Source organism: Acaryochloris marina S15, from assembly GCF_018336915.1.
Taxonomy (GTDB): Bacteria; Cyanobacteriota; Cyanobacteriia; order Thermosynechococcales; family Thermosynechococcaceae; genus Acaryochloris; species Acaryochloris marina_A.
Genome location: NZ_CP064923.1, coordinates 719,264 through 746,163, shown reverse-complemented (window position 1 = coordinate 746,163; position 26,900 = coordinate 719,264). Strand labels below are relative to the sequence as shown.

Below are 26,900 nucleotides of genomic sequence, written 5' to 3'. Positions count from 1 at the left end.
CTAATTTTAGGGTAAGCATCTGTGGCAAGCCTTATGAAGTAAGGCTTGCCACAGATGCTTACCCTAATTTTTTAGCTGATCTAATGAATCCTACAGATCTCCAAGATAGAGCTGCTTCAGCTTGGGCAAATCACCCAATGGTCGAAAGTCAGTAATGGGGTTATCACGCAAATCAAGAGATTTTAAATTCTTGAGAGCCGATAATAGTTCTATCTTCGTTATTCCTGTCCCTTGTAAATTGATATAACCCAAATTCACTAACGAAGCCAGCGGTCGTAAATCTGTCAATTGCTGATGATAAAGGTTCAGACCTTTGAGCTGTGTCAAGGTTGATAACGGTCTTAAATCTGAAATGGGTCCAGCAGTTACTTGATTCGGATCACTCAGAGGGGTGGCATCAAGGTTGAGATAGGTCATCTGACTTAACCTTTGCTGAGCTAGGGTACAGTCAGTAGTCTCAGCCTTCAACAAGAGGGTCTCAATCAGATTGCGGGTGGTTCCTGATAATTTATTTTTATGGATGCACCAGTCGTAAATAGATCTATAGACGGGCTTACAGGCTATAGCCATCGAGAGCCTAAAAGTAAAGACTCCCGTCAAAAGCATCAGGTAGATTGGCTTGAGTAAAACCTTGCGATATGCCATTTTGGCCCTCCTCTACTTAGGAAGTTTTCTATCTATTGCCCATACACCTAGATCAATCCCAGGTCTAAATGCTATATTCAAGTACGCAATGGCGGGTGTAGCCAAGTGGTTACGGCAGTGGATTGTGGTTCCACCATTCGTGGGTTCGATTCCCATCATCCGCCCTGAATATCATATTCGTAATAGTTGTGCCGTACTTCCCCTGGGTTGATATCGGCCAGTTTTTGGTGATCAATTCGTTAAGAGATGACCTACCCATTGATGTCTGGGGAGCAAATCTCGATAATGGCAGTGGGCTTGAGCAATCCCCATCGGAGCAAAGCAGATGACAACATGCGATTATGTGCCTGGCTTGGGTGGAATTCCAGCCGCCCAGTCTCGAATTAGCTATGTGGATGGGCAAGCGGGCCAACTCGAATATCGGGGCATTGCTATCACTGAGCTAGCTGAACGCAGCAATTTTCTGGAAACAGCATTCTTGTTAATTTGGGGCCATCTGCCCACACCTGAAGATTTTGATCTCTTTCACTATGAGGTCATCCACCATCGCCGCATCAAGTACCGTCTGGTGGATATGATGAAATGCTTTCCTGAACGGGGTCATCCCTTGGATGCCGTACAGGCCACAGTGGCAGCGTTGGGGCTGTACCATTCTCGACGGGCTTTCAATGATCCGGCCTATATTCGGAGGGCGGTGGTGAGGCTCTTGGCAAAGATCCCTACAGCTGTAGCGGCCTTTGAACATATTCGGAAGGGCAATGATCCCCTCCGACCCCGTGATGATCTCAACTATGCAGCGAATTTCTTATACCTACTGAGTGAACAAGAACCCGATGCGCAGAAAGCACATATTTTTGATCAATGTTTGATTCTCCATGCTGAGCATACGATGAATGCTTCGACGTTCTCGGCACGGGTCACGGCATCAACGCTAACGGATCCCTATGCAGTTGTAGCCTCAGCCATGGGTACCTTAGGCGGTCGGCTACATGGCGGCGCTAACGAAGAAGTGATGCAGATGCTCACAGATATTGGTTCCGTGGAGAATGTGAAACCCTATCTGGATCAGAAATTAGCCCAAGGTCAGCGGATTATGGGGTTCGGGCATCGCATTTATAAAGTCAAAGATCCGCGTGCCCGAATTATGCAAGGTTTGGCCGAACAGTTGTCGGAGAACTATGGATGCGATCGCTACTACGGTATTGCCCTAACTTTAGAAAAAGCGGTGTTAGAAAGACTGGGCGATCGTCAAATTCATGCCAATGTAGAATTCTATTCTGGGTTAATCTTTAGACAGCTGGGGTTTCCTGCCGATACCTTTACATCTCTTTTTGCCATTGCTCGGGTCGCTGGCTGGCTGGCCCACTGGAAAGAACAACTCGATACCAACCGGATCTACCGTCCCTCCCAAATCTATATGGGACAGCACGATCAACCCTATATTCCTGTGGTAGATCGGTAGCTCCTAACAATAGGAGAGAACGATGAGCCCAAAATCTCAACGACGCACCTTTCTACTCAGTAGCCTTGCGGCTACAGGCGGCTTACTGGGCAGTATATTACTGCATAAAGATCGCCGCTCCGCCTCGGTCACTCCATTATCCTCACCTAAAAATTCATCCCTACCTAAAAAAGTTTTAGGTAAAACAGGTATAAACTTGCCTATTTTAGGTCTAGGAGGAGCAGGCCAAACACCGCTATCTCAAACCGGTGCTGAAAAGGAGTCTGTGGAAATGATTCAGCAGGCTTGGAACTTGGGGATTCGCTATTTTGATACAGCAGCTAGTTACGGTCCTAGTGAGGATTATTTAGGAAAAGTTCTACCGCAATACCGTTCTCAGATTTTTTTAGCGAGTAAGACGGCTAAACGCGATCGCGATGGCGCATGGCGAGAATTAGAACGGTCCCTCAAACGCCTCAACACCGATTACTTAGATCTGTGGCAACTGCACCATGTTTCCTTTACCGACGAGATTGAAACCATATTTAGCTCAAATGGTGCCATCAAGGCAATGGAAGAAGCCAAGGCCCAAGGCATCATCAAGTTTACAGGCATTACAGGCCACCATGAACCCCAAATCATCATCGAAGGTTTAAACCGCTACCCATTTGATACCACCTTAATTCCTATTAACGCCGCCGATGTTCACCATCCACGCCCCTTTATTTCGTCCGTGTTACCCGTCGCTCGTCAGCAGCAGGTGGGGGTGATTGCCATGAAAGTCCCCGCCTACGGCAAGTTATTGCGTCCTGGGGTGCTGTCAGGCATGTCAGAAGCTATGGGTTATTCTTTATCCCAACCCGGCGTGCATACCTGTATCATCGCGGCAGAGACGGTAGAACAACTGACAGCCAATGTACAAACTGCACAAGCATTTCAAGAATTAGATGCTGCCACCCTTGCCAACATTGAAAAACGAACTCAAGCCACTTGGGAAGATCATTCGTTTTTCCGGCAATGGGCTTGAGCAGTTTTTTCTAGACCTATCGCTTGGGCATGCCTTAATCCAGTCAGATGTCATGCTTCTTTAAGTAGTGCGGTAGGGACGGTGGGTATAGTATTTGGGGAAATCATCTAGCCGCAGATGCAGCCAGTAAACACCAAGACCAGACGTACTCACCCATAGAGGAGCGGTACGAGGATTAAGTTCATCACTTATTAGTTTTTGCAGGGTATCCCCTAAAATTTGCCACAAGATATCTACTTGCACTGGTGGAGCCTGACGAACAAAGTTTGCTAAATGTGCATAAGTCGACAAAGGGCCAAGCGCACGGGGTGCAAGCAACATCGCATCCCCTCCTAAGTTGGCAAACACCTGAATAGGCTCATCTCCTCTTTCTAGATACTGGGCAAAAGGTTGGGGGTTAGGCGATATCTTGGCCAAACGTGGAGCATTCACCAAAACAAATTCCCAAGGCCGATGGAGACTATCAGGCATTAGAGGTGGCGTTTCCCAAAAGAAAGCAGCATAGGGGCTGTCTCGTAAAATCTGAGAGATCAGCGATCGAAATTCGGCATCCTGTTGCCAATGTTCAATAGCCTGATGCCAGTTTAGAGGAGTGGTATTGAGAGAGACTGTAACCCGTTGCGTTTTACCTTGGTCCAGGAGTTGACCATAGGCGATTAGATGCCCAGTTATTGATTGGGCAATCGTTTCAAAAGCTTGATCCATTTAGCTCTATCAATCTATACAAAGTCACGTATCGAAAATATTCAAGATATCAGAGGCAGTTCAAAGACACCAAGGGAAGAAGCCTCGGCTTGTCTTTCTGGCGTTTCAATAGCCCAAGCCTAGCACTCCAAACCTTTTCAGGGTTAGTGACCATGCGGATTGCGCTTCGTTGCGATAGTAGTATTGGTTTCGACTTAAACCGTTATTCAAAATGAGATTGTTAGAATGCAGATAGCGATCCATCTAAAAAATTTGGCCTTTCTACTGGTAGTAGTGAAGGGATGACCGAGTTTCTTATCCAATATTGCTTTGGTGAGCATCTGAAGTGGGTAAACTTAGACTGATTCATCCAGGCAAACTCGTTTGGATTTATAACAAGCCTGTTGATTTCGCCTCAATGAACAAGGAAGCCAAGTACCATGTAAAAAGTAGATCGATCCACTCAAACAGGCAACAGTCTTGGGATAGATCTCTTCACTAATCTCAAGCTTCGCTAGTCTAAAACCAAGGATTGTCATAGAAGTTTATTGTTTTAAGGAAAAACCGAGTCATGGGATTATTTGACCGCGTTAGTCGGGTTGTTCGTTCAAACCTCAATGCAGTTGTCAGCTCTGCCGAAGATCCAGAAAAAATTCTGGAACAAACCGTTGAGGATATGCGAGAAGACTTAGTGCAATTGCGCCAAGCTGTTGCCCAGTCCATCGCAGCCCAAAAGCGGGTTGAACAGCAATATAATCAGGCCCAAACTCAGTCTTCCGAATGGTATCGTCGTGCCCAGCTTGCACTCCAAAAAGGCGATGAGAATTTAGCTCGCGAAGCTCTATCTCGCAAGCAATCCTTTACAGACACGGCCAATAGCCTCAAATCCCAGCTTGATCAATCCACCAATCAAGTGGGGACCCTGAAGCGAAACATGACTGCTTTAGAAAGTAAGATTGCTGAAGCAAAAACCAAGAAAGAGATGCTCAAAGCTCGTGCCCGTGCGGCCAAAGCGAGTGAGCAGATCAACAAAGCCATGGGTAGAGTCGATACATCGGGAGCGATTGGTGCTTTCGAGCGTATGGAAGAGAAAGTCATGGAAATGGAAGCCCAGTCTGATGCTATTGCTGAACTAGCAGGAGATACCTTAGATAGTCAGTTTGCCAGTTTAGAAGCGGGTAGCGATGTGGATTCCGAATTGGCGATGTTGAAGGCTCAACTCGCCGAGCCTCCTGCTTTAGAAGGGACGCCTGCTGCACCAGAAGCCTTGCCTGCTGCCACAACTGAGCCAGTGGATACCCCTCAACAGCAAACACCAGTGGATTCAGAACTAGAAGAGCTACGCAACAAGTTGGATCAAATTTAAATCAGGGCTTGTAGACTGGGCTGATACTCAATAGACTGAGCGAATGACGAACGGCTTCTAGTGGGTGCTTAGGTTCTCGTAATCGACTGGATTAGAGAGCTTGCTTCACCTACTAACCGATCACACCAGAAGCCAGTCATCAGTTAACCCCATTCTGGGCAGATCTAAGGTTGTCTTAGATCTGCAATGTTTTAGCGGATGAAATTTGCCGATCGCATTCAACGATTCCAAGCCAATGTCTTTGCGGACATGGATCAGGCCAAGCGCCAAGCCCTTGATGCAGGTCAATCTTTGATTGATTTGTCATTAGGGTCTTCAGACTTGCCTGTCGCTGCGCCGATTTTGGAGACGATTAGCCAATCTTTACAGGATCCTTCTACCCATGGATATCTGCTCTTTCATGGCACTCGCTCCTTTCGAGAAGCGGTCGCAGCCTGGTACGAGCAGCGATTTGGACTATCCATCGATCCTGAGACTGAAGTATTGCCCTTAATTGGGTCCCAAGAAGGGACGGCTCATTTACCCCTAGCCATCCTCAATCCCGGCGATATTGCCCTATTACAAGATCCGGGCTATCCCTCTCACTCAGGCGGTGTCTATTTAGCAGGAGGGGAAATATATGGTATGCCTCTGCTAGCTGAAAATCAGTTTCTTCCAGTTTTTAGCGAGATTCCAGCTAAGGTGCTGCAGAAAGCGCGGATGATGGTCTTGAGTTATCCTCACAATCCCACCACTGCGATCGCACCTCTGTCTTTCTTCCAAGAGGCCGTCCAATTTTGCCAAGGCCATGACTTAGTGCTGGTTCACGACTTTCCCTACGTTGACTTTGTCTTCTCGGATCAAAAGATGCCGTCGATCCTCCAAGCAGATCTTGATCGGCGTTGTTCTATAGAGTTTTTCACCTTTTCCAAGTCTTACAATATGGGCGGATTCCGCATTGGGTTTGCCGTGGGCAATGCTGACCTTATTACGAGCTTGCGCAAAATTAAAGCCATTGTTGATTTCAACCAATATCAGGGCATATTAAATGGTGCCATTACAGCCTTAAACACCGGTGATTCTGATCTGCAAAAGACCTTGGCTATCTTTCAACAGCGTCGAGATGTTTTCGTCAACGCATTGGGCAAGATGGGTTGGGTCGTTCCCAACCCCACTGTCACTATGTACATTTGGGCACCTTTACCGGAACCTTGGCAGCAGCAATCAGTCGAATTCTGTAAGCAGTTAGTTCTGCAAACGGGGGTCGCCGCGTCACCAGGAGCGGGCTTTGGTCCAGCCGGCGAAGGGTATGTGCGCTTTGCCTTAGTCCAAGATCCTGACACGCTGATCACAGCCGTTGACCGAATCGATTCCTTCCTGCATACTTGACCATGCAGAAAGGGCAGTCCTGGATGAATCCATCGACTGAACGACTTGATTTAGATATACTCCTCTCCCATCAAAGGAAATCAGCCTTTATGAGTTATTCTCGCCGTTTACTCTGTGCCTTCTCTAGCGCTTTGATGCTAGTAGGGGTGAATTGTGCTGCCAGTCGTGCAGCCGAAAAAATTACGGTCAGCTATGGTCCTTTTGGCCGATCCATCGCCGTCTCCGACCTCCGTCAATTATTGGAGACTGGGAGTGCTCCTCCTGATCTTGCCTCTGTGTTGAGTGTTGTGGGTCAACAGGAACAGGCTTCTTTATTAGGTGGCCTCAAGTTTAAAGTGCCTTTAGATGTAGTGGTACTGGATAAGATCTTGCGCTCTCCCCAAGGCGATCAACTGCTCTCCCAAATTGCCGGGGCAACCTCTCTTCCCGGTGGAGTTGAGAAACTGGCTCTTAGAAGTGCTCTGATTGGTGCCGCCTCCTCAAAAGAGGGATTAGGAATTCTGAGTTTTCTAGAGGCCTATCCAACCCAAACCCTAAAAATAGACTTAGCTGCCGTTCAGAAACTGATGAAGTCCGGCTCTCTCTTGGGAGGATTTATGGGCGGACAATTCCCAGGAGGAGAAGCTCCGGCAGGCACTCCCGCAGCACCTACTGATAGTGCCCCTACCCCTGAATCCGATACTCCCAGCTCTGAAGCCGCAGAAGATCCTGCTGATACTACAGCCCCCAAACAAAGCCCTGACGAAACGTCCAAGTAATAGCCTCATGACTATGGTCCTAAAGGCGCTGTAAAAGCGACAAAAGCATGAATCAAGGGAAAAAGGTATTCGCCAGTCTACTAGTGATGGGGCTGAGCAGCCTATGGGGATGGACAGCTACTGCAAACCCAACCTGGCGGCCTGTTCAACCTGGAAAGCGAAAAGGAATTAGTGGCCTGGCCTTGATCCAACAGCAGGCGCAACTGTGTCAGTTGTTGGCTGTTCACGATAACAAGGGAGATAAAGATCAGCCTCGGCTAGCTGTACTAGGCGTTCCCTCCCAAGGTTCTATCACCTATCAGTCTCTGGCATGGCCTACCCAATCATCCCTTCCCCTTGACCTGGAAGCGTTAACCCTCGTACCTAACACCCAGACCGAATTTTTAGCGGTCACTAGCTTAGGAATGGTTTACCATCTGCAGCTGGATCTGGAAAACAATGCTGTCAAAGTATTACATACGGCACAAATTCCTCCAGGCGCTCAGCTAAGCAATATCGAAGGGTTTGCTCTACAACAGATTGATGATCAGTTAATTGCTGTTTGGGCCCATCGAGGCCAAGACACCGACCCCGCTGTGCTTTTTTGGGGTCAGTATTTTCCTGATCAGGCCAAGATAAAGGTCAATGGATCAATGTCCTTTCAGGTGCCATGGCCTCAGCAAAACGTGCGCCATATATCTGATTTAAAAATTGCGCCAGATGGATTACTCTACATCACTGCTGCTAGTGATCCAGGTGATAAAGGTCCATTTCAATCTGCTGTCTATGGGATGGGAAGCTTTCCTTTTCATCAAACCCAGGCAGCATCTCAACAGCGAGACAAATCTACCCTAACCCCGCTCTATCGATTCCCTTTCAATAAAGTAGAGGCGATAGAGCTAGTACCCGGTAAGAATGGCGGCATCGTCTTAGCATCCGACGACGAGAAGTTTGGCTCATCCCTCGCTGGACAATGCTGGGCTGAGCCAAATTAATCTAGCCTTTGCAATGCATCCCTAATCTAGGGACGCTGACTATAACTTCCAGTTGACAACAACTTGACCATCATCGCTTTGAACCGCGACGCTAATCGGAATCTTGCGGCCATTAGAATCGGTTGCTGAACAGCTAAACTTCTCTCCAGAATAGGCAATAATATAGCGTGTTTGAGGCGTTCCACAGTTGGGGGTGACGGTTAAGCTCTCTTGGTTTTGTAGCCCTGTTTTGATTAAGCCTTCAACTTTATCGTAGGAAATCAAACCACTGGTAGCATTCCAAGAAAATCCACCCTGCTCATTGGTTTGGGTTGCTATGGCTTCAATGGTCTTGCCATTAGCAGCCTTGACGGTACAGTTAAATTTACTACCGACCTTAATCGCCACATTTTGAGGACAATCTACCGAGCGGACCGGAATTCCAGCTTGGTCCGCAAACTGCTCTTTGATAGTGCTTTCGACAATGCTGCCATCGATACGAGGTGCATTCGGATCAACCGCTTCGGGGGTAGGCTCTGGTTCAGGACTCGGAGGATCCTCCGTAGGAATCAAATCACCGGGGGAGTCATTGCTGGAACTTGTATTGTCATTATCATTGCTAGCGGTAGACACTGGATTCTGCTTCCAGGTCACATTACCTTCATCATCTTTTTGGGTAACGGTTACGGTAAATTGAGTATCGTCTGATGCCTCTACATCGCAATCGAAGATATCTCCTTCTTCCAGCTCAACGTCTTTGGGACAAGAAATTGACGACACATTGATGTCGGTTTGCTCTTCAATCCCTTTTTGGATCTCATCTTCCAGCTTGCCAGTGTTTAAGGTGGGCGAACAAGCAGCCAATAGACTGGCCAGGCTTACGGTAAAGATGACGTTCCAATTGAAGTTTGTGCTGGTTGTATTGCGAAGTTTCATAGCTGTTGAATTAGCGGAGAGAAAATGTATCTAGTAGGCTCTGTGAGCACGGTAACAAAATTGCTTCGAGAGCTAACAAACACCTAGATTCTTTTAATAATGGTGTAGGCTAAATAGTCGATTACGATTCACCCTACTTGGGTATGCTGAGAGCACGTCTGCCAAGCCTATTATCCCAGGCAAAGCTACCGTAACGGCTTTTATCGATCAATGAGTAGAAAAAGGACTAACCGTGACTGAGTTAACGTTGGAGTGGGTCGAGGGAGGCGTCTCTCGTTCGGAACAAATTCAACCAAACCAACCCAGCAAGAACCCTGGCACCGTCCGGATTGGTCGGGATCCTCAAAAATGCGATGTCGTTCTATCGGATAGCAGCGTGTCGGGACTACAGGCCGAGGTTTATTACCATGCCGGGAGCCAAGTATTCTATTTGCGATCGCTTCGGGATACCAACCCGCCCATCGTCAATGGCCAACCCATCACCACTGGTGAAGTTCCCTTAGGGACCGCCAGCACCGTCTCCTTAGGGCGAGTTGTCCTTAATGCTCGAGTCAGTGGTGATGGCGGCATTCCTCCAACAGAAGTCAATCAACCCGGTGGCGTGCCCCCGACCACCGTCAGCTCCCCTGCACCGGCAGCCCCACCCCCTTATCCGTCTCCCAGCCCAACCCCTTACTATCAAGCTCCACCCCCTGCTGGTGATCAAGGCCCCAAGGTGTGGGTGTGGATTGTTGCAGGTGTGTTAGTGATTGGGGGTGGAGCACTGGCTTGGCCCTATGTCAGCAACTTTCTGGGCTTAAGCAAAGAACCGACCGTTTCCCAGAGTGATTCTACTAAATCCAACTCGGATCAGGATAGCAGTGACTCCTCCCCTAGCTCACGGGGAGAGTCCTTTGGTGACAAGATGGCCGATTTGGTCACCTACGAGCATTCATCAGGGTTATTTCAGATCAAAACCCCACGCACCTGGCGCCGCAAAGATACCAGTAAAGCAGGGGAAGTCATCCTGCGGTGGACAGATAGCGAGACCGACAGCAGTATTGTGGTCGATCTATTTAAATCCCGACGCCTCAGCGAAGAGGAACTGGGGAATTTATCTCGTCGTTTTATTACCAATGCCTTCGGAAAAGAAACTGGTTTCAAGGTAGGACAACCCAAAGTTCAAGACAGCGGTGTGGTGGAGTTGGGGTGGGAGTTCTCAACTCGCAATGATCAAGTATTGGGGGCAACCTATACAGAACAAAGCGGGGATACCATCTCTGTCGTCAGTATTTTGGTGTTGCGATCCGACTTTGATCAAGTTCGATCCACCTTCCGAGAAATTTTACAAAGCTATCGTTTTGATCCTGCCGTTGCGATTCCTTAAAAGGTTAACTTCATTCACTAGGAAGCGCTAGCCGCAAGGGGCTGGCTGGTTTTAGTGATCTCATCTAGCCAATGCTGGAGATTATACTGATTGAGCCGATAGCTCAAGGGATGGGCAATCAGACGGGCCGTACTTTCATACAAACAGTCCAGCTCAATCAACCCATTCTCTTTCAAGGTTCGTCCGGTAGACACGAGATCAACAATCGCTTCAGACATCCCTGTAATCGGCCCCAATTCTACAGAACCATAGAGCGGAATAATTTCCACGGGCAAATCGATCTGGCTGAAAAAGTCATGGGCACAGTGGACAAATTTGGACGCCACCCGACAATTCGGGGGGAGTTCCATCGCTGAACGGTAGGAGCTTTGGCTGGGGACGGCCACGGACATCCGGCAATGACCAAATCCTAGGTCTGCAAACTGAGCAACCTGGGGTTTCTTTTCTTGTAAGACATCAAATCCGACAATTCCGATTTGAGCCTGTCCATACTCTACGTACACAGGGACATCTTGGGCCCTGACCAATAACCCTTGAGCCGTTTGCGTTGGGTCCTGAATTTGCAGTTGGCGATTCCCAGAATCCAAGAAGGCACTGAAATCCAAACCAACAGATTTGAGGAGGCGAATACTATCTTTCAGTAACGCTCCTTTAGGTAAGGCAACCGTGAGCATGAAATAAATCTCGATGGAATAACGACTATCGCAATTTTTAAGGGAATTACGCTAGCGATTCAATTGTGACAGACCCTTGGGCATTGACCCAAGCAATTTGCCCAATTCGCTGTTGACGAGCAGTGGTTCGAATGTCATCGGGAGACTTTTGGGACAGCTCCACTTCAACTCTGGTGAGGGGAGGCTGGGCGTTTTGCTGACGCAGCTGATGGGCATGGTCAAACGCGGCTGCGATCGCAGATTCTGTTTCTGCCACCACCAGCCAATGTGACGCAGGGGTCTGCTTAGGCAACTTGCCAAGGGTCAATAATACCTGATGCAAATGTTCCACATTAAAAGAAAAACCAATCCCAGGGAGCATTTCATTCTGCGGATGGTATAAGCCCAGTAGCGTATCGTATCGTCCACCCTGCCCTAGTAAACGTTGGCCCGATTCTGCATCACTGATGATTTCAAACACGATACCCGTGTAGTAATCAAAGGTCTGAATAAGACTCAGATCTAAGGTCAGTGAGGGTTGCTTCGACAATACTTCTACCAACGACTTGAGGTTGGTGACCGCCTCATGCTGGGGTGGTTCAAGGGGTAACTGGGACACCTTTTGCAGCACCTGAGCCGGTTCACCCCGTAAATCCAGTAAAAACAGAGCATGTTCTTTGAGTTCTGAACTCAGGGGTAAATTAGCCAGGCCCACTCGATCGAGTTGGGCAATGGCTCGGCGCACATCTCCCCGCACAGCTTCAGGAAAAGGACGAAGCAGGGATCGGGTTAAATCTGCTTCCCCCAAAAGGACATGCCAGTTCTGAACACCTAGTTCTGTGAGGCAATCAGCGAAGAGCAGAAGAATCTCAGCATCTGCCAATAACCCGCTACTCCCCAGTAGCTCTACTCCTGCTTGGTAAAACTCATGCTGACTACTCGCATGACCTGGCTGTTGCCGAAAAATATTGTCGTTGTAATAGAGTCGCTGAGGATGAGTCTCCCCTTCCATTCGAGTCACAGCGGCACGAGCAATGGAGGCCGTTAACTCGGGCCTAAGCCCTAAGACCCCTTCTTCAGCATCCCAAACTTGGATCACAGTTTGGGGGTCCACTGCTCCCCCAGCTAACAAGGTATCTAGCCGCTCTAAAGTAGGAGTAATAATGCGGTGATATCCCCAACGCTGGAATACTTGCAGCAGACGCTGCTCAATCCAACATTTTTGAGCCACATCTAAGGGCAGTAGGTCTCGGGCACCCGCAGGAGGTTGATACATGGTCACCAACTATTTCTTACCACCGAACAAACCAAACAACCCCTTCTTACGCTCTGGCTGCTTAGCTGCCTGTTTTGTTGTAGCGGGCTGCAATTTCTTTTCTAGCTTCTCCAATTTTTGCTTTCCTTTGATGGCTTCAGCATTCTGCGGATCACTATTTAAAGCTTGGGTAAAATGCACTTTGGCCATTTTGAGAGATTTTTTCTGGAGGTAGATAGAACCCATTAAAGTATGACAGCGACTGTTTTTGGGTTCAAGTTTGAGAGCATCTCGCAGCTCTACAATAGCGTCATTCAAACGGTTTTTCTGAATCAGTTCTTCCGCCCGTCGGCAATAGTCATTAACAAACTGTGAGGTCGCCGCTTCTTGGGGAGGAGATTGCTGCTCTGCAGGCGAAGCAGACACAGATGTTTCTGGTGTTGCCGCCGCTTTCGGCTGTGCCTGAGCCGCTCTAGCCTGCATGGGAGCAGCTCCTGATTGCTGGGTCCCTTCCCGCCGAATTAAATAGGCTAGGTTAAGCTCACTGAGTTGGCTAACAACCGCTAATATCCCCTCCAAAGTCTCAAATTGGTTTTGGGCTAAGTGTTTGACCTGTTCTTGGTAATGTTCCTCAAAAGAATTGGCAGTTAATAGTTCCTGGGCACCCGGTGTTTGCATCGAACTGGGATTCACTTCACGATTAGCCCGCTGCCCGACTAATCGGAGTAACACCTTATATTCTTCAAAGTCTTTGTCTTGGGAGAGGACTTCATAAGCAGGATTCACTAACTTTGAGAGCATGCGACTCGCTTGTGCTTTATCCATTTCAGCTGGACAGCTATCAGGATGCAAGCTGCGAGCAATTTTGAAGTAGCGCTTGCGAATCTCACCTTTAGATGCGCCAATGCTCAGACCCAAGCTGGCATAGTGATCCGGACAATCGAAAATAGCAAGACCATGCTTCATCTCAAATGACATGTAAGTGCTTCCGAAGTTGAGTGTGTTAGGTAATCCCCTAGTGCTAGTCTAGTCGGTTCGGGACAATCCAGCACCTTAATTCAACATAGAAAATTTTATCTAGAAGCAGGGATTGTTGGGGGAGACCAATCCAATGGTTGAATTTTTAAAAGTTCGTGACTGAGGGCAGCGTGAATATGACCATTGGTGGCCAGTAAACGCCCTGAGGCTAATTGTTGAGGACTTTGGTCATAGGCAGTGACGGTACCGCCCGCTTCCTGCACCAGGACAATACCCGCTGCAATATCCCAAGGAGACAAACCCCGTTCCCAATATCCATCTAACCGACCGCAGGCAACATAGGCCAAATCAATAGAGGCTGAACCACCCCGACGAACACCCTGGGTGAGATGAGTTAAGTGGCAAAATTCTGCATAGTTATTATCATTCGTTTCTCGACGGTCATAGGCAAACCCTGTGACCAATAGGCTACTAGCCAAGGTTTGCGTAGGAGAGACTTGGATGGGTTGACGATTACGAGTCGCTCCTAAACCCGTTGCAGCTCGAAACAACTCCCGATGGAAGGGATCATACACCACACCCACAGTGGGAACACCCTGAACAATTAAAGCAATGGACGTCGCGGCGAATGGATATTGGTGGGCATAGTTGGTGGTGCCATCTAACGGATCGATCGCCCATAAATAATCACTGTCCTGATTTCCTTGTTGCCCCGACTCTTCTGCAAGGATTTGATGGTCTGGAAAATGGCGGCCAATCACTTCTAAAACAGCTTTCTCAGCCGCTTGGTCAGCCTCTGTTACCAAATCCCCCGGTCGCTTTTCTTGAATATTTTCTAACTTGCCCCAAAATTGCTGTAGGACACCACCACCTGCTAAAGCTGCTTCAGTCGCAATATCTAGATAGACGTTTAAGTCGGTTGTCGGCATCATTTATTCTTCATCTAAGGGCAAGCCAGCACGGACCTTACCTTTACCAAAATACTGACCGAACTGTAGTTCATACACTTCGTCTTCGTCCTGGGTTTCTACCACTAAATCACTTTGGGGATAGCTCACACATAGTAAGGCATAGCCTTGCTTTTGCAGTTCTAGAGACAGCCCCATGGCTTCCGGCTGATAGATATCACCAGAGATGACTCTCACTGCACAGGTTGTACAAGCTCCATTCCGACAAGCGAAGGGTAAACGCTGGCCTTGTTGCTCTACACTCTCAAGGATGTAATGGTTGGCAGGAACTAAGACTGAATAGTCGTTTCCGCTATGGCGATCGCGAATATGTATCGTAAATTTTTCCATACCGTTTCATCCGGGTTCAGATTCTGTTAACATAGCTTACTTGTACTGGATAAAACTAATCCACCTGGAGAGGTGGCCGAGTGGTTGAAGGCGCAGCACTGGAAATGCTGTTTAGGGGTAACTTTAACGAGGGTTCGAATCCCTCCCTCTCCGTTTTTAAAATTGAATCGTGCTCATGCAGCGTCTAGCTGACTTCCCAAACCTTTTCAAGAACTTGAATCGGCGGAATATCTGCTACTTTGCTCGTTAAAGACTTGAGGCCAGCAAAATGGGTGGCTGCCGGTAAATGCCGGGTGGGTTCTAGGGTTCCAAATAGGGCAACCAGGCGAGTTTTGACGGCAACACCTAAATGCAGGGGAGCCCGGTCCGCACAAATCATTAAATGCCCTGCATCGATAAAGGCAGCCAGTTGACCCACATGCTGAGGAGTCACAATCTGAAGTTGAGGACAGACGGCAACCAGGGAAGCAACCCAATCTTTATTTTCGGCCGTTTGCACCACAATTAAAGGCGTATCCGGTTGCCGTTCTAAGTAACCTCCAATAACAGATTCCCAACTCCGAATAGGATAAAACTGAGAGGGTTCATCATCAGAGTTCTCAGCTCCAGTCCCACCATGGAGGGTAATGTAAGATTTCCCAGCAATGCCCAATCGTTCTTGCTCAGCTTTTGCCCAATTCTGATCGTCTAGGGGGATCTGAATCGAGATGTCTGGACAAGGCGTATCAATCCCTAACCCCAACAGCAAGTCATGATAGCGTTGGGCATCATAAGGACGGGCATTCGGGGGGACAGCGGCGGTTAAACAGGCACCGGATAGATCGGCCACGGTTCCACCAAGAGTGGGAAACCGTTTCCGTGCAAATCGGACCCAAGCAGGCAGCCCCAGATTTTCATAGCCAACTCGCTGGGGAATACCGACTAACCAACAGAGCAGTCCCGCAGTCCACTCGCGACTGATGGTAATGCTGGCATCATAGCGACGGTCACGCATTTGTCCGATTAGATTACCCCAATCGGCGGCTCCATTCCGATTCTCAAACTGAAAGGTCAAGACATTATCAACCGTTCGACAGAGCCGAAAAGCCTGCTTGGCTCGAGGTTCTACAATGACATCAATCTCAACCTGAGAATAATGGCGGTGAAGCGTTTCTAAGGTTGGGAAGAACAATAGTTGCCGACCAACATCGCCAGGAATTAATGCTAATACGCGGGTCATTATTTAGAACAGCCGTAATGGATGAAGTCTACGTTTACCGCCACCCATTGTAGGGGAATGCTCAACGCTTGTAATCAATCCGCCTTAGAACTCAATAAGTCTTCTAAATTACAGTCTCAGGTCAAGATAGGATAGGGGACGGTGGCAGTTTATGGTTATCAATGCATTTACTAATTCCAGCAGCAGGCATGGGACGGCGCATGGGCAGCGATCGCAATAAGTTGCGGTTGATGTTGCTGGGTAAGCCCCTGTTAGCTTGGACACTGCTTGCTGCTGAGTCTGCCTCTTCCATTACCTGGATTGGCATTGTCGGTCAATTAGACGATGAACCGACCTGGACAGAACTTTTACAGTCCCTGCAGTTGAGTAAACCCACTGTATTTATTGAAGGCGGCAAGACTCGTCAAGAATCAGTCTATAACGGTCTCCAGGCACTCCCTCCTGAAGCAGAGCAGGTGCTCATCCACGATGGTGCCCGTTGCCTGGCCACACCAGAGTTGCTCGACCGTTGCTCTCAATCCCTCCAAAAATATCAAGGCTTTGTTGCCGCTGTCCCTGTCAAGGACACCATTAAAGTGGTGGATGCTACGCATCAAATTCTAGATACCCCTGATCGATCCCAATTGTGGGCAGCCCAAACCCCTCAAGGGTTTCAAGTGGCCCCTCTCAAACAGTGCCATGAACAAGGTCGGCAGCAAGGATGGGAAGTCACGGACGATGCAGCTTTGTTTGAGAAGTTAGCTCTCCCTGTCCATATCGTTTTGGGAGAAGAGACCAACTTAAAAGTGACTACACCAGCCGATCTTGCGATCGCAGAGCTGATCCTTGAAAAACGCCTACAAAAAAAACTCCCAAACTGACGGATTTGGGAGTTAATTCGTAAATTATTGCCACAGTAGAAAAACTGGGAAGGTTGCCGCGAGTTAGCCTTTCCGCGAGTAATATTCCACCACAAGTAGTTCGTTAATTTCTAGCGCAATCCACTCTCGCTCAATGACGCCATTGACTTTACCGGTCAAAGTATTTTTATCAAAGTCTAGGTGAGTCGGGATATTGGCTAAGCCTGGGAATTGCATATGGGTTTCAATCAACTTCCGGGAAGCATCTCGATCTCGGGCCTGAATGACATCACCTGGACGACACTGATAACTGGCAATCGAAACCACCCGGCCATTCACCAACAAATGACCATGATTCACCAACTGTCTAGCCGCAGGAATAGTCGGTGCCATCCCTAAGCGAAAGATCGTGTTATCTAAGCGCATTTCCAGCAATTGCAACAGGGTTTGACCTGTAGAACCTCCGGCACGACGAGCCTTGCGCACATAACGCAATAACTGCCGTTCAGAAAGGCCATAATTAAATCGTAATTTTTGCTTTTCTTCAAGCTGGGTTGCATATTCAGAACGCTTCTTGCGTGCTTGGCCATGTTGCCCAGGGGGATAGGCCCGACGAGGAGTCTTACGGGATAAACCCGGTAATTCTCCTAAACGACGCACTACTCTGAGGCGAGGGCCTCGATATCGCGACATATCACTTCCTCTTAGTTTTTATTACGTGAAATTTGTCAGACTTTTCAGTATAAGCTTTTGAAGGGTAACACATCAAGCTTTATATTATATTTTCCATTCTTCCAACTCCTGCTAGTGCCACCCTAACTGGGCATTTCTCACCGTTTTATCTCAGACCTTCAATAACCATCATGCTTGATCAACTTTCTGTAGAATCTATTCCACCCCTTCTAGGTGCTTCTAAAGCGCAGTTAACCGATTGGGCTCAAACCTATCAGCAGCCAGCCTACCGAGGTCAACAAGTACATCAATGGATTTACCAGAAAGGTGTACACTCCCTCAGCGAAATCACTGTTCTACCGAAACAATGGCGGACTGAAATTGCAGATATACCGGTGGGTCGATCTCAGATTCATCATCGCTCTGCAGCACAAGACGGAACCGTTAAGTATTTACTCAAACTCGCAGATGGACAGATTATTGAAACGGTTGGCATCCCCACCCAAAAACGCCTAACAGTATGTGTTTCCTCCCAAGTCGGCTGTCCTATGGGCTGCGACTTTTGTGCCACTGGCAAAGGTCAATATCAACGCAACCTCGCCTGTCATGAAATCGTTGATCAAGTCTTAACCGTCCAGGAAGATTTTCAACAGCGGGTTGGCAATGTTGTGTTTATGGGTATGGGGGAACCGCTGCTTAATCTAGACCAAGTGCTCGCAGCCGTACGATCCCTCAATCAAGATGTGGGGATTGGTCAACGATCCCTAACGGTTTCCACCGTCGGCATTCCGAAGCAAATTCTCAAACTGGGTCAGCAACAGCTTCAGATTACTTTAGCGGTGAGCTTACATGCTTCCAATCAGAGAGTTCGCACACAGCTTGTTCCAAGTGCAAAGCATTATCCCCTGGAGAAGCTTCTGAAAGATTGTCGTACTTACGTTACCCAGACCGGGCGCCGTGTCACCTTTGAGTACATCGTATTAGCAGGTGTGAACGACCAAACTGAGCATGCCCTAGAGTTAGCCGATCATTTACGAGGCTTTCAAAGCCATGTGAACTTAATCCCTTACAACCCTATCTCTGAAGTTGACTATCAACGCCCAACCCAACAGCAACTTCAACAGTTTCTGAACAGCTTACAAAGCCAACATATTACGGCCAGTATTCGACGATCCCGCGGTTTAGACAAAGATGCTGCCTGTGGTCAATTAAGGGCAGCGCAAATGATAGACCAAGCCTCGAGCTAACAGGTCAGATAGGACACTCCGCAGAAGTCCCCTATATTCATCACAGATAAAAAGACAAGAAATAAGGCAGTGTGCATAACACACTGCCTTATTTCAGCCTAGAAAAGGCTTATGTCTAACGAAGGGTTTAGAACGAGAAGGTTGCTCGGATTAAACCTTGGATGATGTCGTTATCGTTGCCAGCACCTGCAGCGGAGAGGCCATTGACAGTACCCAAAGGATTAATGATGTACATCACAGCAGGAGTAATGGTGATGTTGTCATTAACTGGGAACCGGTAGAAGGCTTCCAAGTTGATCTGGTCATTGGATCCAGGAGTACCGGTAACCAAGTAAGGCATACCAGCAGCAACTGCAAACAAGGAGCCAGGAACGAGGGCATCCTTATAGCCAACGCCAGCCATCCAAGTCTGAATGGTGTTAGAACCACCTGCGGTCCCAATTGTGGGTGCAATAGCAGGAGCAGCACCAAACACATCAACACTGGGGTTCACGGTCTGGTTGCTGGGATCAAAGGAGATACCGTAGCGACCAAAGACGCCGATATTACCGAAAGAAGCTTCAGCATTGACACCTAAAACTTTCTGTTCGATGTTGAAAGTCTCAGCGTAGGTACCTTGCAAACGAATTGCAAAGTTGTTTTGATCGTCTGCACCAAAGGTGTTGGCATATTCAAGTTCAACAGTTCCTTGGTGAGGATCGCCACCTAAACCACCATTGGCGGCAGAAGTTGCGACGTTACCAGCAGCGGCAACATACACACCACGAACACTGATTGAACCAGCATTAGGATTCCAATCAAAGGCTGCACCCGCACCACCGTTTAGATCAACTGCGTTGGTGATGATTAAGGGGTTGTTGATGAAGAAGCCAGAGCTGAAGTCTTGAGCGGAGTTGTTGGCGTAGCTGTTGAAGTCAACAAAATCGCTAGGGAAGATGTTGGTACCAACGGTAACAGCTAAGTTTTCGCCGGGCTTGAAGGTGTAAGCTAAACGACGCAATGTGACGGTATTACCTACACCTGCATAGTCAGCAGCACCCAAATCAACTAGAGGTACACCAGAACCTGTCAAAGTTCCCAAGCCGGGACCAGGATCTTGAGCACCCAAAGCGTTACCGAAGAAATCTTGACCATTATTGCCAACTTCTAATTGGGTGGCTAATAAGTCATCTCCAGAGAAGCTAGTGTTGAAGTTCAAGCGTACTCGGGAAATTGCAGAAACGCGGCTATCAGGTCCGCCTGCGTTGATTACGCCATTTGCAGGATCAACAACAGTATCTGTTGGGTTGTTGACGAAGTCGCCAAACTGGGCAGCCATGACCACTTCACCTTGTAGTTTGGTGGTGGTAGAGAACTGCTGGGCTTCAACAGTAGCAACGCGAGCTTCTAAACCGTCAACACGCCCTCTAAGGGTGGCGAGTTCAGCAGCAAATTCATCTTGTAGAGCCTTGAGGGCATCTAAATCTTCTTTAGTGGCGAAGCGGTTGCTGAGGTTATCTAAACAAGCGTTAACCAAAGCAGCGGCTTCACGACGAGACATGGCTCGGCTGGGGCGGAATGTGCCATTAGGGTAACCGGCGACGCAACCATAGCGCTCAACCAAAGATTGAATCGCTTGGAAAGCCCAGTCATCAGGCTGAACATCAGATAGCTGAGAAACTGAAGTCACCTGACCCACAGAGTCTTCTTTAGTCTCGGACATCAAGTCGTTAACAGAAACTGTTTCGCTGAGAGACTGATCAGCAAGCAACAATTCATCTTGCGCAGCAACAGGTGCTACTTCAACAGATTGGGCTTCTACAGGAAGCTGTTCGCTGGTGCTGACAGCCTTTGCAGGTAGGGCAGAAAGACCGAGCAGACTCAGGCTTCCAGCTAATAGATATACTTTTTTCATGGTTTTACTCCTCACTCACATGCGTTTAGATCTAGAAAAAGACCAAACACGATAACGTAATGCTTCACACCAAATACGATGAAAAATTTTTCGTCGCATTATTTTAGAGGGAAATGTTTTTGACAGTTGAAATAAACTTTACTGTATACATTCCTTCATGTACGAAAGATACTCTACTTTAGAGGGGCAAGCCAAGGGATCGTAGTCGATTTCTGTATTGGCATATACTTCAATTTCCTCTGCTTAACTGGTAATTAAACACACTAAATCTGGTCTCAGGATAAGTGCTTAATCCTCAGGTATCGAGATAGTTCTGGCAATCAAGCAAGCATTTCCCCAATCTGATATCTACCCATTAGGTTTAGAGCCAGCCATTAGATATTTAAAGTCGCTAGGGTTGCAACTTTCGCATACTGAAAACGACGATATCTAAGCTGCGAAAGGATATTAAAGCCCATCGTTCAAAAAATTCAACCCTTATGCAAATGTACTGATCGAAGCGAGAACATCAAGAAGATCGAGAATTGAGTTGAATCAGCTCCACTTTATAGTGGTCGGGATCCTCTACAAAGGCAATCACTGTAGAGCCATGTTTCATAGGGCCAGGTTCTCTAGTCACACTGCCGCCACGAGTCGTGATTTCGTTGCAGGCACCGTAGATGTCATCAACACCAATGGCAATATGGCCATAGGCATCTCCTAAGGTGTATTCAGATACGCCCCAGTTATAAGTAAGTTCCAACACCGTATTATCTGCCTCATCTCCGTACCCCACAAAGGCCAGGGTAAACTCTCCGTTAGGGTAATCTTTCCGGCGAAGTAGCTTCATGCCCAGGACATCACAGTAGAATGCTAGAGAAGCATCAAGGTTTGCCACTCTAAGCATGGTATGGAGAATTCTCATAAGACTATTTATGTAAGAGTTAGTAAATTCGAGCGGTGGTCATCACAGTAGTTACATTCTGACGCGATCGCACCTAGTATGTCTTAAAGAAGACAATCGTTGCATCAACGCCGCTGTTACAGTCAGATGCATTCTATAGCCTTGACGATACGGTCAAGCACACCAGATTATTTTGTAGGTTGTTGGAAACATAACGCATGCACGAAACTGAAATCGCTGCCATTGAGGCGCGTGAAATTCTAGACTCACGCGGTCGCCCGACGGTGGAAGCCGAGGTCATATTAAGTTGTGGGGCTTTTGGGTTAGCCCAAGTGCCAAGTGGTGCTTCCACAGGTAGTTTTGAAGCCCACGAATTGAGAGATGGAGATGCCCAGCGCTATGGCGGCAAAGGGGTACTCACTGCCGTTGCCAACATTAAAGATGAAATTCAGCCAGAGCTCATAGGATTAAATGCGCTTGATCAAGCTGATATCGATCAAACGATGATTGAGCTGGATGGCTCGACTAATAAATCTAAACTCGGTGCCAATGCGCTCTTAGCCGTATCCCTCGCCACAGCTAAAGCAGCTTCTGAGGTGCTGAATTTAGAGCTTTATCGTTACTTGGGTGGCCCTTTAGCAAATCTATTGCCTGTCCCCTTAATGAATGTGATCAACGGTGGGGCTCATGCCAATAACAACGTTGACATTCAAGAATTTATGATTGTCCCCCACGGTGCAGCTTCATTTAAGGAAGCATTGCGCTGGGGTGCAGAAGTCTTTACATCTTTAAGCCAAGTGTTGGCAGCTCAAAACCTTTTAACTGGGGTGGGTGATGAGGGAGGCTATGCCCCCAATCTAGCCTCTAACCAAGCAGCTTTAGAGTTACTGGTAGAAGCCATTGAGAAGGCTGGTTATCAGCCAGGGGATCAAATTAGCTTGGCCTTAGATGTCGCAGCTAGCGAATTCTATAAGGATGGACAGTATACCTATGACGGTGCGGCTCATTCTCCCAAAGAACTAATCGATTATTTAGATGGCTTAGCTAGTAAATATCCGATTGTATCCATTGAAGATCCCCTCCATGAAGAAGATTGGGAGAGTTGGGGAAATTTAACCGCCCAGCTAGGGGATCGAGTACAGCTAGTAGGGGATGACCTATTTGTAACAAACCCCATACGGTTACAAAAAGGAATTGAACAACAATCTGCCAATTCTATTTTGATTAAGCTGAATCAAATCGGTACCTTGACAGAAACCCTAGAAACGATTGATCTAGCCAAACGCAATTCCTTTACTTCCATTATTAGTCATCGATCCGGTGAGACGGAAGATACTACGATTGCAGATCTTGCTGTTGCAACCCGAGCAGGTCAAATTAAAACAGGATCTCTCTGCCGCAGTGAACGAGTAGCGAAGTACAATCGCCTGCTACGTATCGAGGATGCACTTGGGAATCAAGCTTCCTATGCTGGAGCAGTAGGCTTGGGTCCTCAATAAGACATCTCGTCGGAGTGGCAAAGGGTCTAAACCACTTCGATTTGATCTCGGTTAGAAGGGGACTGGTTAACTCAACAAACTGGCCGTTTTGAATTGCTTCATCGCTGGCCTCCACAGACGTGCACGATTAATTCCAGTGTAAAAAGTTCTCGTGAATAGGAATGAGTTGGAAGCCACCCTGATTAGGAAAGGTTTTCCCTCTCAGAGTATGTTTTGGCTCATTAGGATTGACCACTCAGTAGCTCTTGAATCACTCTGGGAAGATCCAGAACCGCTTGGAGAACCTGATCGGGACCAATCCCCACGACCACCTGCAAGCCCAAAACAATCAGAGCCAACAAAAAGGCTGTTTTGAGGGTGGTTTTAACCACCCGTAACAGCCAGGTAAAGACCAACCAAGAAACGAGGATAGCCGCAATCAGAAGAATAGGATTCACGATGTAAGGGGTGGTTAGGGGTATAAAGGTTGGTTCATGGGGAAGAAACGCAGATACTGCCGCTTTCTATCAACAGGCACTAAGGCAGGATGACCTGATTCTAGCAATTGCCAATCCCAATTCTCTGATGAAGATAAATAAGGGTGAAGGTATATTAAACATGGAGGTTATCGCACTATCAACTCTGAAGACTTCGTTAAGAGATCTACGTTTAATGAATAGTGTCGCTAACTTGTAAGGCAAGATACCTCCTAACTGCGTCTACGGCCCTACTGCTGACCTGAAAACGGATTTAAATCAGCACGAGGGCTTCTTTTTTGAGATTGTCATGAAGCAGTGGTCTTATCTTGTTCCCAACTGAATTCAGTCTTTGAGCCAACTATTCTTGTCTTGCATCGCCCCATTACGGTTTGGCAAGATCAGTCTTCTGAAGCATAAGTGAGGTGGCATGGCCTCAAAATCTATCGCCCTCAGACGACTATGGCTGCCTAGTGTTTGTTTGTTGCTCATGGTTGGGAGTGGGCTGGCTATCTTTACGAGCCAACTATGGAACCTGAATGGTTGGCCCCAGTTTCTAGAGTTTTGGCAAGCTAGCCTCCATCCTGATCTAACAGCTACGTTGATGGAAACCGCCTGGCAAGGACTACTAACAACGTTGGCCTATGCCATTTGCGGCACAGTATTCAGTATCTGCCTCGGTTTTGTCGGCAGTATCCTCATTTCAGACGTGGGAGGGCAAGTCTTAGACATTGCTCCCAGTTTACGCCGGGGCTTAAGAAGCCTACTGGTAGTCCCTCGTGCCATTCACGAAATGTTGTGGGGACTCTTACTAATTAATCTGTGGGGACTGGATCCGCTGACTGCGATCGCAGCCATTACCATTCCCTTTAGCGCTATCGTAGCGAAAGTCTTTGGTGACATTCTTGACGATACGCCCCGTCAATCATTTGAGGCTATCCTTCAAAGTGGCGGACGTCCCTTTAATGCCTTCCTATATGGATTATTGCCCTCTGCCAGCAAGAATCTACTGTCCTATAGTTTCTATCGCTTTGAATGCTCCCTACGGTCAGCTGCAACCTTAGGCATTATTGGGGTTGGAGGGTTGGGCCATGAAATCTTTTTGAGTTTGCAGTCCTTGCAATACCAGCAAGTATGGACCTTTGTCTATGCTTTAGTCATTTTGAATGGCGTGATTGATTGGAGCAGTGCTCGGTGTCGCCAGCGGCTGGGCTGCCAAAACCGGATTAGTTTGCACCTAAAATATGTGCTCAAGAATAAACAGGTGCATTATAAACATCTCGATCCTGAACGTTCAGCCTCCAATAACCTGTTCTCCTGCATACTGATGGTCGTTGGCCTAGTTGGGGCAGTAGCTTGGAGTTGGTTTTATATTGACCCTGATCTATATGCCTTAGTTGCCCCCCAAACTTGGCACAATAGCCAGCAAATATTCGTAGGATTATGGCCGTTACAACCTAGCCTGCCCCTATTGGAAACCTTTGATGCTTCGCTCCAAACCCTGGGCATGGCTTTGATCGCCATTTTGGGTGCCGGCTGCGGGGGCATGGTGTTGTCCTTTGGAACGGCTGCCAATTTTTTTCTGCCTGGCGGACTCTTTCTTCCCTCACAAGCAAGTCCGTTACGCCAAGTAATCGGTCGGCTACTCGTAGGCATGACTCGGCTATTTTTGTTGCTCTGCCGCTCTGTACCCGCACCTATTTGGGCTTTGGTGATGTTGTTTATCGTATTTCCGGGAGTGCTACCGGGTGCGATCGCACTTGGCATCCATAATCTCGGCATTCTGGGACGTCTAATGGCCGAAGTCAATGAAAATTTGGATCAGCAGCCCTTGGTAGCACTGCAAGCCCAAGGAGCCTCTAGCCCCTCTGTTTTCCTCTATGGCGTTTTACCCATGACCCTGCCCCGTTTTTTGGCCTATTCCTGCTACCGCTGGGAGGTAGGCATGCGGGAAACGGTGATTGTGGGGCTCGTGGGCGCTGGAGGTCTGGGACGCTTACTCAGTGAACAACTGAGTAGTTTCGATAGTTCAGGGGTGTTGTGGACGCTAGGTTGTTTTATCCTTCTCAGCTTGGGTGTTGACTGGCTGAGCCAATATCTCCGGCAACACTTGAAGTCGATCTAAATATTTTGCAATCTCTGGGTTAAGCAAGCTTTAAGTCCCTGACTTCACAACATCTTCACCCCTTTACGTTTTAATGAAATCAACTTAGATAAGCGCAAATTGCGTCTTGTACCACTCCTTACACCAATAGCCCCACTGGGGTTATTTTTTTGTCTGAAATTATTGAGGGTGCAGGGAAATAAATCTCATCGAGTGAGAGCGCTCAATATTTAATTTCAAAAAATAAAATATTGTCCAAAGCCTTGAATTTTTAGAATGACATGCTAGGTTTGTATTTCTTCCCTAGCAAAATATTTTGCTTTCTCCTGAAATTCAGGAGAAATTTTTTGTGAGAACCCCTTTGGCATCCTGTTTCTTCACTATTCAAGGTTTCATTCCTATCTATGGTTGCCACTGCTTTGAGGCAAGTCGTGCGACCAAGGGTCTATCGACTGTTTCTAGATAAACTATTTTGCTATGTGTCTCGATCCATAACCTGTTTGGTCTACAACCCCAAGTTATTTCTGATGCGTAAACTGGCCCGCATCGAATTGATTAGACAGGTATGGGGAGCGATGACAGCCAATGGGAAATTTGACGAATCCGCACCGTCTCAAACGTCTTTAGTGACGTTTCCAGATCCCCAAACAATCTCCACCGTTTTACGCCAACAAGGTATTTATGCGGGTCTTCAGTTATCAGACATCCTGGTCGATGAATTGGTAGACTTTGCCCATCAAACTCCCTTTGCAGCAGATCGAGATGCCAATATTCGCTGCCAGTACAAGGATCGAGCAACTCTAGAAACTGCCCTAGGATACTCGTTCCAATTAGGAAGTGTGAGTACCCAAGATTGCGCTGCCGTGCAGAATCTTATTCATGATCCAGGACTGGTTGCGATCGCAACCGAATATTTAGGTGAAAAGCCCACAGCCATTGGCAGCGAGTTGTTGTGGAGTTTTCCTGGAGAATCCACTTGGAAACAGCAGATTAAAGGTGCCCAAGTCTTCCACTACGATATTGATGACTATCGCTCGATAAAATTCTTTTTCTACTTAACAGATGTGGATGAGAGTAACGGTCCCCATGTTTGCATTCAGGGAACCCATTGGGGCAAAAAGCTCAGACATCAATGGATGGGGCAGCGGTGTGCCAGTCTGAGGGATCGCACTCTAGTGGATACCTATGGAGTCGATCAGGTCTTAACGGTTTGCGGACGGGCAGGATTGGGGATTGCGGAAGATACTTTCTGCTTCCATAAAGGCAAACGCCCCATCTCACGTCCTCGACTCATGCTGCAAATCCAATATGCCCTCAACGATTACGGCGATATTCGAGCCTATATTTAGATCACAGCTGC

Annotated in this window: 25 protein-coding genes and 2 tRNA genes; 14 read left to right on the top strand and 13 right to left on the bottom strand. The window is 47.7% G+C overall.

What is annotated here, in order from left to right:
- Window positions 1–90: 90 nt before the first annotated feature.
- Entirely contained in the window at window positions 91–645 is a 555-nt protein-coding gene (locus tag I1H34_RS04185; protein WP_212664486.1) for a leucine-rich repeat domain-containing protein, read from the bottom strand.
- A gap of 91 nt (window positions 646–736) precedes the next feature.
- Between I1H34_RS04185 and I1H34_RS04180 the strand changes: the two genes are divergently transcribed.
- From I1H34_RS04180 to I1H34_RS04170, 3 genes are all read left to right on the top strand, one after another.
- A tRNA-His gene (locus I1H34_RS04180) sits at window positions 737–809 on the top strand.
- Window positions 810–970: 161 nt separating this feature from the next.
- Entirely contained in the window at window positions 971–2,107 is a 1,137-nt protein-coding gene (locus I1H34_RS04175) for a citrate synthase (RefSeq protein WP_212664485.1), read from the top strand.
- A gap of 22 nt (window positions 2,108–2,129) precedes the next feature.
- Complete coding sequence (locus I1H34_RS04170; RefSeq protein WP_212664484.1) at window positions 2,130–3,113, top strand: aldo/keto reductase; 984 nt, start codon at window positions 2,130–2,132, stop codon at window positions 3,111–3,113.
- A gap of 60 nt (window positions 3,114–3,173) precedes the next feature.
- Here the strand turns inward: I1H34_RS04170 and I1H34_RS04165 are convergent, their stop codons facing one another.
- A complete protein-coding gene (locus tag I1H34_RS04165; protein WP_212664483.1) occupies window positions 3,174–3,818 on the bottom strand; it encodes a DUF6940 family protein in 645 nt (214 codons plus the stop codon).
- 550 nt (window positions 3,819–4,368) lie between these two features.
- Here I1H34_RS04165 and I1H34_RS04160 point away from each other — a divergent pair.
- From I1H34_RS04160 to I1H34_RS04145, 4 genes are all read left to right on the top strand, one after another.
- Complete coding sequence (locus I1H34_RS04160; protein ID WP_212664482.1) at window positions 4,369–5,163, top strand: PspA/IM30 family protein; 795 nt, start codon at window positions 4,369–4,371, stop codon at window positions 5,161–5,163.
- Between the two features lie 198 nt (window positions 5,164–5,361).
- Complete coding sequence (locus tag I1H34_RS04155; protein WP_212664481.1) at window positions 5,362–6,531, top strand: LL-diaminopimelate aminotransferase; 1,170 nt, start codon at window positions 5,362–5,364, stop codon at window positions 6,529–6,531.
- Window positions 6,532–6,620: 89 nt separating this feature from the next.
- Window positions 6,621–7,289 carry an alpha/beta hydrolase gene (locus tag I1H34_RS04150; RefSeq protein ID WP_212664480.1) on the top strand — a complete coding sequence of 223 codons (669 nt, stop codon included), beginning with the start codon at window positions 6,621–6,623 and terminating at the stop codon, window positions 7,287–7,289.
- A 47-nt stretch (window positions 7,290–7,336) separates the two neighbouring features.
- Window positions 7,337–8,263: a hypothetical protein gene (locus I1H34_RS04145; protein ID WP_212664479.1), complete on the top strand. Its 927-nt coding sequence runs from the start codon at window positions 7,337–7,339 to the stop codon at window positions 8,261–8,263.
- 39 nt (window positions 8,264–8,302) lie between these two features.
- Here I1H34_RS04145 and I1H34_RS04140 read toward each other — a convergent pair whose 3' ends face one another.
- Window positions 8,303–9,178, bottom strand: a complete 876-nt coding sequence (locus tag I1H34_RS04140; protein ID WP_212664478.1) for a DUF4333 domain-containing protein — start codon at window positions 9,176–9,178, stop codon at window positions 8,303–8,305.
- Between the two features lie 232 nt (window positions 9,179–9,410).
- Between I1H34_RS04140 and I1H34_RS04135 the strand changes: the two genes are divergently transcribed.
- On the top strand, window positions 9,411–10,544 hold the full coding sequence (locus I1H34_RS04135) for an FHA domain-containing protein (RefSeq protein ID WP_212664477.1): 1,134 nt from the start codon (window positions 9,411–9,413) through the stop codon (window positions 10,542–10,544).
- 17 nt (window positions 10,545–10,561) lie between these two features.
- Here the strand turns inward: I1H34_RS04135 and hisG are convergent, their stop codons facing one another.
- The 5 genes from hisG to I1H34_RS04110 all read right to left on the bottom strand — a co-directional run bounded on the left by hisG (window position 10,562) and on the right by I1H34_RS04110 (window position 14,728).
- Window positions 10,562–11,218, bottom strand: a complete 657-nt coding sequence (hisG, locus tag I1H34_RS04130) for an ATP phosphoribosyltransferase (protein ID WP_212664476.1) — start codon at window positions 11,216–11,218, stop codon at window positions 10,562–10,564.
- 46 nt (window positions 11,219–11,264) lie between these two features.
- Window positions 11,265–12,473: an ATP phosphoribosyltransferase regulatory subunit gene (locus I1H34_RS04125; RefSeq protein WP_212664475.1), complete on the bottom strand. Its 1,209-nt coding sequence runs from the start codon at window positions 12,471–12,473 to the stop codon at window positions 11,265–11,267.
- Between the two features lie 9 nt (window positions 12,474–12,482).
- Complete coding sequence (locus tag I1H34_RS04120; protein WP_212664474.1) at window positions 12,483–13,430, bottom strand: J domain-containing protein; 948 nt, start codon at window positions 13,428–13,430, stop codon at window positions 12,483–12,485.
- Between the two features lie 95 nt (window positions 13,431–13,525).
- Window positions 13,526–14,359, bottom strand: a complete 834-nt coding sequence (locus I1H34_RS04115) for an inositol monophosphatase family protein (RefSeq protein WP_212666133.1) — start codon at window positions 14,357–14,359, stop codon at window positions 13,526–13,528.
- Window positions 14,360–14,362: 3 nt separating this feature from the next.
- Window positions 14,363–14,728: a 2Fe-2S iron-sulfur cluster-binding protein gene (locus I1H34_RS04110; RefSeq protein ID WP_212664473.1), complete on the bottom strand. Its 366-nt coding sequence runs from the start codon at window positions 14,726–14,728 to the stop codon at window positions 14,363–14,365.
- A gap of 66 nt (window positions 14,729–14,794) precedes the next feature.
- Here I1H34_RS04110 and I1H34_RS04105 point away from each other — a divergent pair.
- Window positions 14,795–14,881: transfer RNA gene (locus I1H34_RS04105), tRNA-Ser, on the top strand.
- Window positions 14,882–14,912: 31 nt separating this feature from the next.
- Here the strand turns inward: I1H34_RS04105 and I1H34_RS04100 are convergent.
- Window positions 14,913–15,947 carry a glycosyltransferase family 9 protein gene (locus I1H34_RS04100; protein ID WP_212664472.1) on the bottom strand — a complete coding sequence of 345 codons (1,035 nt, stop codon included), beginning with the start codon at window positions 15,945–15,947 and terminating at the stop codon, window positions 14,913–14,915.
- A 161-nt stretch (window positions 15,948–16,108) separates the two neighbouring features.
- Here I1H34_RS04100 and ispD point away from each other — a divergent pair, with 161 nt between their 5' ends.
- On the top strand, window positions 16,109–16,807 hold the full coding sequence (gene ispD, locus I1H34_RS04095; RefSeq protein WP_212664471.1) for a 2-C-methyl-D-erythritol 4-phosphate cytidylyltransferase: 699 nt from the start codon (window positions 16,109–16,111) through the stop codon (window positions 16,805–16,807).
- 63 nt (window positions 16,808–16,870) lie between these two features.
- Here ispD and rpsD read toward each other — a convergent pair whose 3' ends face one another.
- Window positions 16,871–17,479, bottom strand: coding sequence for a 30S ribosomal protein S4 (rpsD, locus tag I1H34_RS04090; RefSeq protein WP_212664470.1), 609 nt, complete (start codon window positions 17,477–17,479; stop codon window positions 16,871–16,873).
- A gap of 170 nt (window positions 17,480–17,649) precedes the next feature.
- On the opposite strand from rpsD, the gene rlmN reads away from it, so the two are divergent.
- Window positions 17,650–18,705: a dual-specificity RNA methyltransferase RlmN gene (gene rlmN / locus I1H34_RS04085; RefSeq protein WP_212664469.1), complete on the top strand. Its 1,056-nt coding sequence runs from the start codon at window positions 17,650–17,652 to the stop codon at window positions 18,703–18,705.
- 127 nt (window positions 18,706–18,832) lie between these two features.
- On the opposite strand, the gene I1H34_RS04080 is transcribed toward rlmN, so the two are convergent.
- Both I1H34_RS04080 and gloA read right to left on the bottom strand, forming a co-directional pair.
- Window positions 18,833–20,599 carry an iron uptake porin gene (locus I1H34_RS04080; protein ID WP_212664468.1) on the bottom strand — a complete coding sequence of 589 codons (1,767 nt, stop codon included), beginning with the start codon at window positions 20,597–20,599 and terminating at the stop codon, window positions 18,833–18,835.
- A 508-nt stretch (window positions 20,600–21,107) separates the two neighbouring features.
- Window positions 21,108–21,503: a lactoylglutathione lyase gene (gene gloA / locus I1H34_RS04075; protein WP_212664467.1), complete on the bottom strand. Its 396-nt coding sequence runs from the start codon at window positions 21,501–21,503 to the stop codon at window positions 21,108–21,110.
- A gap of 197 nt (window positions 21,504–21,700) precedes the next feature.
- Here gloA and eno point away from each other — a divergent pair, with 197 nt between their 5' ends.
- Complete coding sequence (gene eno / locus I1H34_RS04070) at window positions 21,701–22,981, top strand: phosphopyruvate hydratase (RefSeq protein ID WP_212664466.1); 1,281 nt, start codon at window positions 21,701–21,703, stop codon at window positions 22,979–22,981.
- A gap of 221 nt (window positions 22,982–23,202) precedes the next feature.
- On the opposite strand, the gene I1H34_RS04065 is transcribed toward eno, so the two are convergent.
- The gene (locus tag I1H34_RS04065) at window positions 23,203–23,418 is read right to left on the bottom strand and encodes a hypothetical protein (protein ID WP_212664465.1); all 216 of its coding nucleotides are present in this window, start codon (window positions 23,416–23,418) and stop codon (window positions 23,203–23,205) included.
- 448 nt (window positions 23,419–23,866) lie between these two features.
- On the opposite strand from I1H34_RS04065, the gene I1H34_RS04060 reads away from it, so the two are divergent.
- Window positions 23,867–25,561, top strand: a complete 1,695-nt coding sequence (locus I1H34_RS04060; RefSeq protein ID WP_212664464.1) for a PhnE/PtxC family ABC transporter permease — start codon at window positions 23,867–23,869, stop codon at window positions 25,559–25,561.
- Window positions 25,562–26,067: 506 nt separating this feature from the next.
- Entirely contained in the window at window positions 26,068–26,889 is an 822-nt protein-coding gene (locus I1H34_RS04055; RefSeq protein ID WP_249369781.1) for a phytanoyl-CoA dioxygenase family protein, read from the top strand.
- Window positions 26,890–26,900 lie beyond the last annotated feature (11 nt).

Bases quoted from the DNA above. Each gene is read 5' to 3' on its own strand.
- I1H34_RS04160 (WP_212664482.1), top strand. From the start codon at position 4,369: ATGGGATTATTTGACCGCGTTAGTCGGGTTGTTCGTTCAAACCTCAAT.
- I1H34_RS04140 (WP_212664478.1), bottom strand. From the start codon at position 9,178: ATGAAACTTCGCAATACAACCAGCACAAACTTCAATTGGAACGTCATC.
- I1H34_RS04100 (WP_212664472.1), bottom strand. From the start codon at position 15,947: ATGACCCGCGTATTAGCATTAATTCCTGGCGATGTTGGTCGGCAACTA.
- I1H34_RS04155 (WP_212664481.1), top strand. From the start codon at position 5,362: ATGAAATTTGCCGATCGCATTCAACGATTCCAAGCCAATGTCTTTGCG.
- rpsD (WP_212664470.1), bottom strand. From the start codon at position 17,479: ATGTCGCGATATCGAGGCCCTCGCCTCAGAGTAGTGCGTCGTTTAGGA.
- I1H34_RS04120 (WP_212664474.1), bottom strand. From the start codon at position 13,430: ATGTCATTTGAGATGAAGCATGGTCTTGCTATTTTCGATTGTCCGGAT.
- ispD (WP_212664471.1), top strand. From the start codon at position 16,109: ATGCATTTACTAATTCCAGCAGCAGGCATGGGACGGCGCATGGGCAGC.
- I1H34_RS04175 (WP_212664485.1), top strand. From the start codon at position 971: ATGACAACATGCGATTATGTGCCTGGCTTGGGTGGAATTCCAGCCGCC.
- I1H34_RS04150 (WP_212664480.1), top strand. From the start codon at position 6,621: ATGAGTTATTCTCGCCGTTTACTCTGTGCCTTCTCTAGCGCTTTGATG.
- I1H34_RS04060 (WP_212664464.1), top strand. From the start codon at position 23,867: ATGGCCTCAAAATCTATCGCCCTCAGACGACTATGGCTGCCTAGTGTT.
- I1H34_RS04185 (WP_212664486.1), bottom strand. From the start codon at position 645: ATGGCATATCGCAAGGTTTTACTCAAGCCAATCTACCTGATGCTTTTG.
- I1H34_RS04125 (WP_212664475.1), bottom strand. From the start codon at position 12,473: ATGTATCAACCTCCTGCGGGTGCCCGAGACCTACTGCCCTTAGATGTG.
- I1H34_RS04145 (WP_212664479.1), top strand. From the start codon at position 7,337: ATGAATCAAGGGAAAAAGGTATTCGCCAGTCTACTAGTGATGGGGCTG.
- eno (WP_212664466.1), top strand. From the start codon at position 21,701: ATGCACGAAACTGAAATCGCTGCCATTGAGGCGCGTGAAATTCTAGAC.
- gloA (WP_212664467.1), bottom strand. From the start codon at position 21,503: ATGAGAATTCTCCATACCATGCTTAGAGTGGCAAACCTTGATGCTTCT.
- rlmN (WP_212664469.1), top strand. From the start codon at position 17,650: ATGCTTGATCAACTTTCTGTAGAATCTATTCCACCCCTTCTAGGTGCT.
- hisG (WP_212664476.1), bottom strand. From the start codon at position 11,218: ATGCTCACGGTTGCCTTACCTAAAGGAGCGTTACTGAAAGATAGTATT.
- I1H34_RS04115 (WP_212666133.1), bottom strand. From the start codon at position 14,359: ATGCCGACAACCGACTTAAACGTCTATCTAGATATTGCGACTGAAGCA.
- I1H34_RS04055 (WP_249369781.1), top strand. From the start codon at position 26,068: ATGCGTAAACTGGCCCGCATCGAATTGATTAGACAGGTATGGGGAGCG.
- I1H34_RS04170 (WP_212664484.1), top strand. From the start codon at position 2,130: ATGAGCCCAAAATCTCAACGACGCACCTTTCTACTCAGTAGCCTTGCG.
- I1H34_RS04080 (WP_212664468.1), bottom strand. From the start codon at position 20,599: ATGAAAAAAGTATATCTATTAGCTGGAAGCCTGAGTCTGCTCGGTCTT.
- I1H34_RS04165 (WP_212664483.1), bottom strand. From the start codon at position 3,818: ATGGATCAAGCTTTTGAAACGATTGCCCAATCAATAACTGGGCATCTA.
- I1H34_RS04110 (WP_212664473.1), bottom strand. From the start codon at position 14,728: ATGGAAAAATTTACGATACATATTCGCGATCGCCATAGCGGAAACGAC.